This is a genomic window from Anaerovibrio sp. JC8, assembly GCF_002100115.1.
GTDB lineage: Bacteria > Bacillota > Negativicutes > Selenomonadales > Selenomonadaceae > Anaerovibrio.
Window position 1 is genome coordinate 1 of record NZ_ANBM01000022.1, and the last position, 11,041, is coordinate 11,041.

6 protein-coding genes are annotated in these 11,041 nt (G+C 47.1%); all 6 read right to left on the reverse strand.

All coding sequences use genetic code 11. The features are described 5' to 3' along the window. Window positions 1-188 precede the first annotated feature (188 nt). Window positions 189-437, reverse strand: coding sequence for a hypothetical protein (locus D081_RS12350; protein ID WP_085024470.1), 249 nt, complete (start codon window positions 435-437; stop codon window positions 189-191). 130 nt (window positions 438-567) lie between these two features. Further along, window positions 568-1,008, reverse strand: coding sequence for a hypothetical protein (locus D081_RS12355; protein ID WP_085024471.1), 441 nt, complete (start codon window positions 1,006-1,008; stop codon window positions 568-570). Between the two features lie 345 nt (window positions 1,009-1,353). After that, window positions 1,354-5,607, reverse strand: coding sequence for an autotransporter outer membrane beta-barrel domain-containing protein (locus D081_RS12360; protein WP_085024472.1), 4,254 nt, complete (start codon window positions 5,605-5,607; stop codon window positions 1,354-1,356). Window positions 5,608-5,771: 164 nt separating this feature from the next. Then, a complete protein-coding gene (locus tag D081_RS12365) occupies window positions 5,772-8,411 on the reverse strand; it encodes an autotransporter outer membrane beta-barrel domain-containing protein (protein ID WP_085024473.1) in 2,640 nt (879 codons plus the stop codon). Between the two features lie 234 nt (window positions 8,412-8,645). Next, on the reverse strand, window positions 8,646-8,873 hold the full coding sequence (locus tag D081_RS12370; protein WP_085024474.1) for a hypothetical protein: 228 nt from the start codon (window positions 8,871-8,873) through the stop codon (window positions 8,646-8,648). Window positions 8,874-9,406: 533 nt separating this feature from the next. After that, on the reverse strand, window positions 9,407-11,041 hold a 1,635-nt coding region (locus D081_RS12770), incomplete at its 5' end, for an autotransporter outer membrane beta-barrel domain-containing protein (protein WP_198942007.1).

Sequence of the window (11,041 nt, forward strand, 5' to 3'; positions counted from 1 at the left end):
AAGCTGCTTAAATGTTCCATCTTCCTTCTTTTCACTGTCCAGAGCGGGAACACGATACCAATTAACACCAATGGTAAAGCCATGGTCCTGCAAGCATTTCAATAATCCGATTTTTCCATAATCCCCTACATCACCGGCATATCTGTCCTGCATATAATCACCTACAATTTTGTGTAAATGGAGAAAATCTAAATAGTATCTTCTTTGTTTTTCTTTGGATACGGAGCGAGACGGCCTTTTGGAATATAATCCACCTCCATATTCTCATTTCCGTAAAATTCCCTCTCAGGCAACATTTTAATAAGATTTAATTGAATATCCATGCTACGTTCAAAATCTTCAGGCCCAAGTTCGTATAAATCATCTACTCTTTTTATAGCAACATCCTCATCCATACCAAGGTCAACAAATGCTTTAACCCCTTCTTCTTTGGTCATGATTTACACCCCCATTTTAAATCATTTATCCACTTATTTCTCTACTTAAATTATATTTTTTCGGATATAAAAAACAATTCTTCACTGGCAATAAAAAAGCCCATTCAAATTGCTCATGTATACAAAATTATTAAAAAAGGGGATAAAAGGAAACATTATTGTGACTCGCCTCGCCACTGCTGCTATAACCACCATAGACATGCCCACTAACCTTGCCGCCGGTCATGGTGACACTGTTGCTTATAGCATTACTATTGCTGCTATTGCCGCCATACGCACTATAGTTTACTGTACCGCCTGCAGTGATGGTGGTGCTGTGATTCGATTGCTCGCCTGCATCGTCGTTGGCGGTGCCGCTGGTATGCCCGTTGTATACAAAGTCGCAGGAAGCGACATCGCCGCCAGTTCCGATGGTAATATCCGCCGCTTCGACGCCGCCCACCGCTATCCACAGCGATACGGCCAGTGCCAGAGCAGCCTGTCCCTTTAAACTTTTCCAGCCCCTGCCATTAGTGGCTTTATGGGTGCTGATGTCCCTCCCTAGTGGACTTTCATACTTCCTTGTTTCCATTTTCATTTTCCTCCTTGTTACACCTCACCCACCGTCCAAGGACGGTCCCCCCTCCCCTCCAGGGAGGGCATCTACTCGTGCAAAAAGTAGCATGATAATTCCAAAAATTCAATAGGAAATCAAAAAGTGATGGGATTTTCGAAAAAGTGATGGTTTTAGACCTTTTGACGTTTTTTGTTGCATCTAAACTGCATTTTTTCCAGAAAAACGCAAAAAATAACAGCTGCACAAGAACGTGCAGCTGTTATTTACAAATCTTCGGGTATACGAGGTATCATCCCCTCAATATGCCTTCCCCTTGAGGGGAAGGTGTCAGCCGATAGGCTGACGGATGAGGTGTCCTCCTCAGAAATTATACTTCAAACCCACGCCGCCGGAGACGCCACGCTTTTTGCCAGCAAAGGCTGTAAGGTTAAGGTCCACTGTCCATGGGGAATCCGGCTGAGTAATGGTGGCACCAATTTCAGCTCTGAGGCTGCCACCCTTGACAGAAGCACCACGGATGGCTATGCCAGCAACGGTACCGGTGGCTTCCCCGCCAAATTCATATTCGTAGGCCAGACCGCCGTACCATTTCCACTGGTCGCTGGTGCGCATGGAATAACGGGCACCTACACGGAGAATCTTGCTATTGATGGCATCAAGATCATAATGGCCGCCAGCATCAAAGGACACACCATTGCGGTGGTTGTAGAAGAACTTGCCGTATACATCAAGACTCCGACCGCCGGAATAATCAAAGACCTTGCCATAGCCCACATGGAAGCCATAATAACCAGTACTGGTATTGTAGCCATAGGCATTGCCCATATTATCCGTAAGAACATTGGAAGCATCGTCCTTTATGCTGCCCAGGCGGATACTGCCCTCGATATAGTCCTTCTTCGGGCTGGTCCACTTGCCCAAAAGGCCGCCGCCAGTATAGTGCATGGAACCGTCACCCCTAATATCCCCATTAAAGGTGGAATAGTTCCCCGTTCCATATTCAAAGAAGGCACCATATTCCGTAGTGCCGGACTTCTTCACGTTCTGATGGCCAAGGGCCAGAATGGCATTCCAGGTGTGGCTGTCCACATGGCTGCCCGTCTCCTGACGCATAGAGCCCCCACCCAGCTGGGCAAAGGTGGAAACACCGTCAGTGCCGGTATTTGAGGACAAGGACAACCCATCCACAGCCGCACCGACGAAATCATTACCCGCTGACAGGGCCACCATGGAAGCCGTTGCTCCCATAACTGTGTTATGTGTCTGTTCGTGGGCCTTCTTTTCAATAACCTTATAAACAACATTACCACTGTCATCTAAAGACAATATGCCGGTACCCTTAAGGGAACTGCCAGCAGTATACTTGCTTTCCTTGGTAATATTGCCAGCCTGTACCCGCTCATTTACCGCTACCTTCTGCTCATCCAGCAAAGTCATGGTATCGCCGGCTTCAAGAGATGTGGTATCGGTGAAAAAAACCTTGGCCGCGCTGACCTTGGTAGTAGACAAGTCGCTTGCCTTTCCGTCAGAAATAGTAACGGCGGCTTTTTCTTTGCTCCAAGGAACTGCCACATAATTCATGGTTTCAAAGTTGGCGATATTCTTTACACTATTTATCATAGTCCCGATGTTCAGGGTATTGCCAGCAATGGCACTGCTATTGCCACCAAATACGCTGGCATTGGATACATCCGCCATGCCATATAGATTAACAATGTTGCCGATGGCAGTTCCCGTCATACTTTCTGTATAACCGCCATAGAGAACATTATTCACCTTGCCCCCGGTCATGGTAATGGTGTTGTTTGTGGCGGAAGTACCCGCTTTGGCACCATAGACCCCGTTCAGCACCTCACCGCCGGTTATGATTACGGTATTGCCGCTGGCTTCCTCACAGCCACCGCCAATAATTGCCCCAACGGTGCCACCATTTAATCTCACAGAGTTATTGTCGGACTTATCCTTGCTCTTGCCACCGTAGACAGTACCATCTACTGTGGCTCCATCCACTGTTACTTTATTTCCGGTGGCGATACCCTGCTGGCTGTAGCCGCCGTAGACATCCTTCTGTACTTTGGCCTCTTGTTCCAGCTTCACTTGGTTGCCGTCAGCCTTCTTGTCGCCATCAGTCTGGCCACCATAGACACTGCCCTTTACTGTGCCGCCGGACACATTGACAATACTGGTATTTACCTCACCGCTGGTGCTCTTGCCACCGTATACATTGCCGCCCACCTCAGCTGACTGCACCTTGGCAGTATTGCCGTTGCTGACGGTACCGCTGTTGCTGGTGGCTCCGGCCACATCGCCGCCGACACGGCCACCATTGACACTGGCCACATTGCCGATGGCCACGCCACTATCCGTTACAGCCCCCACAGCATTGCCATTAACCTTACTGCTTTCCACATTGACAGTATTGGCGGTGGCAGAACCGCTATCCGTATGGGCCGCATCCACATTGCCAGTTATCAGGCTATTGCCGGTGATATTGGCCTCATTCTTATTTACCAATCCGCTAACTGTCACTGCCCCCACAACATTGCCTTGTACCTTACTTGCGCCGGATACGTTGACCTTGTTGCTTTCCGCTGTACCACTGACAGTAGCGGCACCAATAGCATCCCCCATCACCGTTGTGCCACCCGTTATTTCCTTTGTCTTACCGCTGACATCCACCGTCCCGTCAATTCCCCTGGTTACCAGGTATCGGAGATTGCTGTTCTCATAGAAGGCATGCCCTTCGCCCTTCAAAGGGCCAATACTAAACTGGGTCCCACTGATGGTTCCCACTGCCGTGCCAAAATCAGACACCAGGGTCATCTGCTTATTGGTTGCCAGTTTTTTTACATTGGTAAAGCTAATATTGGAGGTATCTACATCTGCCCCTGTAAAGTCGATGTTCTTCGTTGCATCCGTTGCATGGTTGATAAGTGCCCCGCTGTCCTTCCACTCCACATTACGAAAGATCAGCTTTGGAGAGTGGGTGGCTGTTGCTGTGTATTCAATTTCATGGTGAACATTTGTCTTATAGCTGCCGTTAACCGATCCATTGACAATTACGCCCTTCGCCGGGATAATCTCATAGGATACATTTTGGGCAGTTGCCGCTATATGCCTAAGTCTATCGTTGGCTTTAAGGAGAATCGTAGTTCCACCGGCAGTGATACTCTCCGGATTATTAAATTTAAGATTGGACATGTCAATTTTAGCATGAGTATAATCATAGCTTTTATCTGTGGCAACACGAGGAGTCCCCCAGGCCATTCTGCCAAAGGTAACGTCTGTTACATCACAGTTGACTGAATACTCAACCTTGGTTTGGTCCGCAATGGAAACCTCATGAGTTGTATTATAAGTCAATTCCACACCATTTTCTTGGCTGGATACCCCCGTCTCCTGCTTTACAATTTGACGGCATGACTCAGAAGAGCCCTTAGCCAGATTTGCTGTTGTTGTGGTAGTGCCATTATTATAGGTCAGATTCAGTGTATTAAAGTCGTAATTTGGTGACTTTAAAAGGGTTATTATACCCACCGGAGTCCCTTCAAAAGTTATGTCGGTAATATCCAGTCCGTGGCCAAAACTGGTAAAGCCATTGGTGGATTTCAAGGCTGGGGTAGTCGTATCCCATTTAACCTTATGCATGACGATGGTATCAAATCTGGTAACTTCCTTCACGGTATTATTGACTGTTGTTCCATCCGCATCATAGCCCTGCCAGGCGGAAAAGGCTATACCATTGGCAGTCTGGCCGTTTTTCGTGCCCCCCAGGTGAAGCTCGTTACCGCTATGATGATTATCCCCCCTATGACCTCCGTAGTCGTATGCCCAGAGAGTAACATTATTCATGGACATCGAGCCATAAAGATTAATGGCATTATCGGAAAAATAACTATCATCAAAAATAGTTTGCCCTTCCTCCCTGTAGCCGCCATAAATAGTTGTGGTGCCGGAAAAACTGGTCTTCGGCTTATTATTTTCGTCCAGTGTACCCGCAATGGTGACGGTATTACCGGAAGCAGTTCCCACAACCCTCCGGTACCCACCATAAATATGTACCTTTTTGCCATCACTGGCCACAAACTTGCTGTCAGTGATGACCACCCCATTGTTTTGTATAGTTGTATAGTCCCAATTGTTATTATATGCTCCAGAAAATTCAAGGTTTTTACCAAATTTATCAAAGGTCGCATTCTGTATATTCAGTGTAGCATTCGAACTCCAATTGTTTGCAGACTCGTTGTCAACAAATTCAGTCATGACAAAGCCCGCAGCGAATTCGGTAGCATGATAAAAATAGTCGTCCGAGGGAATCGGCCCCCAACTGCCACTGAGTGTCAGCATTTTCCCATCTGTCTTTGTCGTACCATTATAAGCTTTATTTTCCATGGTATCCTTGTCGTCATGAGGCCAATACACATTACCATTGGTTTTGGGGTGTATATCGTTTATATAATCATCTAAATCTATCGCCGAAACTACACTGCCCCCCGCTATCCACAGCGATATGGCCAGTGCCAGAGCGACCTGCCCCTTGGGGCCTATCCAGCGATTATTCTTACTAAAAGTGCTGTCCTTTGTTAGTGGACTTCTATGTTTTTCCGCTTTCATTTTTATCCCCTCCATGCACATTTGTTATGCCATGAGGCATGTTTTCACTTACCATCAAAATATCATGAAAACAGCAATAATTCAATAGAAAAAAACCAAGCATAGTAAATAAAAAATCCACCGCCAAAGCAGTGGATTTTTTAATGATATGTGATATGAACTATTTAGAAATTATACTTTAATCCCACGCCGCCAGTGAGGCCCCGCTTCTTGCCAGCAAAGGCTGTAAGGTTAAGGTCCACGGTCCATGGGGAATCGGCCTGGGTAATGGTAGCTCCCACTTCTGCACGGAGGCTGCCGCCCTTGGTGGATGCGCCACGGATGGCAGAAGTAATACCAGCCGCCGTTACTGAACCTGTTGCGTCCCCATTAAACTCATACTCATAGGCCAGGCCGCCATACCATTTCCACTGATCGCTGGTGCGCATGGAATAACGGGCACCCACACGAAGAATCTGGCTGTTAATGGAATCAAGGTCATAATGACCACCAGCATCAAAGGATACACCATTGCGGTGGTTGTAGAAGAACTTGCCATACACATCCAGACTATGGCCGCCGGAATAATCAAAGACCTTGCCATAACCCACATGGAAGCCATAATAACCAGTACTGGTGTTATAACCATAAGTGTTGCCCATATTATCCGTAAGAACATTGGAAGCATCATCCTTTATAGTGCCCAGGCGAATACTGCCCTCGATGTAGTCCTTCTTCGGGCTGGTCCACTTGCCCAAAAGGCCGCCGCCAGTATAGTGCATGGAACCATCACCCCTAATATCCCCATTAAAGGTGGAATAGTTCCCCTTGCCATATTCAAAGAAGGCTCCGTACTCTGTAGTGCCGGACTTCTTTTCATTCTGATGGCCAAGGGCCAAAATGGCATTCCAGGTGTGGCTGGTAACATGGCTACCCGTCTCCTGTGTCATGGAGCCACCACCCATATTGGCAAAGGTGGAAACGCCGTCAACCCCGATGTTGGAGCCCAAGGAAAGGCCCTCAGTAGCGGTGCCTACGAAATCATTACCAGCAGAAAGGGCTGCCATGGAAGAGGTTGCTCCCATAACGGTATTATGGGTCTGCTCCTGGGAAGTTCCTGTTTCCGCAGTGAAAATCAAATCATTGCCCGCCAATGAGGCCTTGCCCTCACCCTCCAGAGTGGAACCCACCTTATATTTGGTGCCGGTGATGGTGCCCACCTTGTCACCAAAATCTGATACCAGAGTCATCTTCTTGTTGGCTGCCAATTCTTTTATATTGGTAAAGTTAATATTGGAGGTATCTACAGCCGCCCCGTTAAAGGATACATTGCTCAAAGTGGTGGCATGATTCAGCAGGGCCCCGCTGTCCTTCCATTCCACATCGGTGAAGGTGAGCTTGCTGGCATTATTCCCCGTCACCTGATAGTTGACATTGCTGCTGTCCACGGCGATTTGGCCTGTCACCGCGCCGTTTATCATCAAGCCGGTGAGAGGAGTTAGCTCGTACTCGTAGGAGGTCTTTGTGGGCTGTGTAATATGGTCTCCAGTGATTCCCGTTGCATTCGAGAGCAACGTCATTGCATCGCCGGTCTTTGCCGTTTGGTCCAGTCCCGTGAAGGTCAGCTTTGAGGCGTCCAGAACCGTATCGCCGGTGAAGGTATATCCCCCCGCACTGTTATTGATCAGTGCGCCGCTGTCCTTCCATGCCACATTGGTGAAGGTGAGCTTTGAAATAACGTTTGATGTGGTCGTATAGGTTATGGCATTCGCACTTGTATCAATTTTACCATTCAGCGTGCCGTCTGCCATTACACCGGCGACAATAGGAGAATTAGTATATGCTTGTGGTTGCAGTGTTCCTGTCACCGTTGGTGTGTCCAAGCCACCATTGGTGGAGGTCAGGAGGTTCGTCGAGCCGCCGGCGACGCTTGGATTCGTAAGGACGAGGTTGTCCACGTTGATTCTGTTCACATTATTGAATTGTTTTGCTGTCAGTACAGGGGTTCCCCATTTCACTTCCTTAATATTGATGGTCGCAAAGTTCCCCACCGTGCCGCCCGCCGTGTTCACGCCAGAAAGGTTCAGCGTGTTGCCTGTTACCAACTCGCCCGAGCTGTTATAACCACCATATACATTCCCTGTAACTTTCGCGCCGTTCAGCGTGATATCGTTGTCCGTCATGTTACCAGTAGCGGGGTTACCATAAATGACTCCACCACCGTACACATTTCCATCTACCTTGCCGTTTACAGTGACAAAATTCCCCGTCGCGCCGTACTTGCCATGACCGCCGTAAACATCTTCGTTTACCGTGCCGTTTATGGTGACCCTGTTCCCGCTTGCACTGCCGTCAGACGTAAATCCTCCGTAAACATTTTTCTGGACGGTACCATTGATAATGGCGATATTGTTTTGTGCGTTCGCATAGCATGATTCCCCGCCATTGACATAGTAATTTACCGTGCCATTCACAATGACCTTGTTGCCTGTCACGTTATTGTTATTAGCAAGGCTTCCACATATAAACCCATCTACCGTAACTCCATTATTTACCGTAACCATGTTGTTATTGGGATTAGATTCGTTGAAGTAACACCACTTGCTTTTCTCATTGGGGTACGCCGTGTTTCCGTATACGCCATTTCCAAGGTCCTCGTCAACGACTATTTCCTGCGCCGATGCCACCCCGCCGGTCGCCATCCACAGCGATACGGCGAGAGCGAGAGCCATCTGTCCCTTTAAACCTTTCCAGCCCCTGCCCTTAGTGGCTTTGCTGGTGCCGATGTCCCTCCCTAGTGGACTTCTATACTTCCATGTTTCCATAATTCATACCCTCCATGTATATATACTGTGCCCTGCGGCACACATAATCCCTCGGATATTAAAATAGCACCAAAATTCCCCAAATTCAACGACTTTGCAAAAAGTGGTCGATTTTTGCAAAAAGTGGTCGATTTTTAGACCAATTGACTTTTCTTCTATAATATTTTTGTCATAGATAATGCAGCAAAAGAAAAAGCACCCTGCTTTTTGCAAGATGCTGAGTAAATATTATTATTAACTTGCCTGTTCCCCTGATTGTCTGCTGGCACCAAATTCGTGGAAATCTGGCTGAGAAACAATAAATCTGCCAACATCAGAAGTCGTGAGACTATCGGATGAATTAAGATAATCCATAACGCGTTCCAAACGTCCTGGTTTTTGTTTCACATAAGTTATTACACCTATAATAAAGCCAAAATATGAATCGGGAAAGGCCGTTAGTCTATTATATAATTCTTCCATAATTATCCTCCTTCATTATATGCTAAACCTGTCTATTATATTGTAATCATCAAAACCATGATTCTCAAAATAATAGACATAGTAATTGCCATCTAAACCAATAGAAGGGTGAAATGCAATCTCCTTATTAAGGTATGTATCATAATATATACTATTAATTTCACTAACGATCTTTGCATATTCTTCCTTATTTAACATAAATGTGGGAAATTCAAATGGGATACCATTCGAGTCCAGTTTCCATTTCCTGTCCATATTTCTATCGCTTTCATTATACCATATTAAACATTTCTTAGAAGATAAATTCTTCCATACCAGCATTTGTTTGAAGTATATATCATTTTTTAATTATTCTTGCGTAACCTATAATTATTCGTAAGATAATTATATCTATTTTATTTTTTTGTCAATTATATAAGATAATTAATTAATATAATATTCAGTTTCCTAAAATGGATATTCGTATACAACTAAACGGGACAGTTGCAACCATTTGGCAACTGCCCCGTTTAATTTATAACACTTTATACTTTTTAGAAATTATACTTTAATCCCACACCGCCGGTGAGGCCCCGCTTCTTGCCAGCAAAGGCTGTAAGGTTAAGGTCCACGGTCCATGGGGAATCGTCCTGGGTAATGGTAGCCCCTACCTCTGCCCGGAGGCTGCCACCCTTGGTTGAGGCGCCACGGATAGCTATCCCGTCAGCAGTACCGGTGGCTTCGCCGCCAAATTCGTACTCATAGGCCAGGCCGCCGTACCATTTCCACTGGTCGCTGGTCTTCATGGAATAACGGGCACCAAGGCGGAGAATCTGGCTGTTGATGGCATCCAGATCATAGTGGCCGCCAGCGTCAAAGGACACGCCGTTGCGATGGTTGTAGAAGAACTTGCCATATACATCAAGGCTCCGGCCGCCGGAATAATCAAAGACCTTGCCATAGCCCAAATGGAAGCCATAGTAACCGGCACTGGTATTGTAGCCGTAAGTATTGGTGCCATCTGTCAGCACATTGGAGGCATCATCCTTTATGCTGCCAAGGCGGATGCTTCCCTCGATATAGTCCTTCCGTGGGCTGGTCCACTTGCCCAATAAACCGCCACCTGTATAGTGCATGGAGCCGTCACCACGAACATCCCCATTGAAGGTTGAATAGTTTCCAGTTCCATATTCAAAGAAGGCACCATATTCTGTAGTGCCGGACTTCTTCACGTTCTGATGGCCAAGGGCCAGAATGGCATTCCAGGTGTGGCTGTTCACATGGCTGCCCGTCTCCTGACGCATGGTGCCGCCGCCCATCTGGGCGAAGGTTGCCAGACCGTCAGTGCCGGTATTGGAGCCCATGGAAAGACCATCTACAGCTGCACCAACGAAATCGTTGCCCGCCGAAAGCGCAGCCATGCCAACCTCCGCGCCCATTACTGTATTGTGTGTCTGCTCCTGCGACGTGACGGTATCAGCGGTAAAAATCAGGTCATTGCCGACCAGTGACGCTTTGCCCGTACCTTCGAGGGTGGAGCCGACCTTATATTTCGTGCCGGTAATCGTGCCGACGGAATTTCCGAAGTCGGAAACAAGCGTCATTTTCTTGTTGGCTGCCAGTTCTTCTATATGGGTAAATTTAATATTGGAAGTATCTACCGCTGCCCCGTCAAAGGATACATTGCTCAGGGTGGTCTTATGGTTCAGCAGTGCCCCGCTGTCCTTCCATTCCACATCCCCAAAGGTAAGTTTGCTGGCCTGATTGGCAGTTATTGTATATGCCAGTACCTTTTTATCTGCACTAAAGTCAATGCTGCAATTTATAGCGGCATCCACTTCTACTCCCGTGACAAAGTTCTTTACAGTGGTGGAATTAACAACATATTCCTGCTTAATATCAGACACTGGAGTATAGTTGGCGTTAATCCCATTGGTGGTTTCAATCAGATTTGTGGAGTTGCCAGTCGCCTTCTCCCAAGGAAGCGGAACGTCAATAATAACCCCTTCAGTGCTGATAGTTGGAAGAGGCTTGCCATCACCATTGGAGAGGGAACCACTTACTGTTAGGGTTGGAGAGCCCCATTTGGCTTCAGTAATATTAATGCTGGCAAAGTTTTGCACATCTGCCCCCACCGTGTTCGCGCCAGAAAGGTTAAGTGTGTTGCCCGTAACGAGATTACCCGTTCC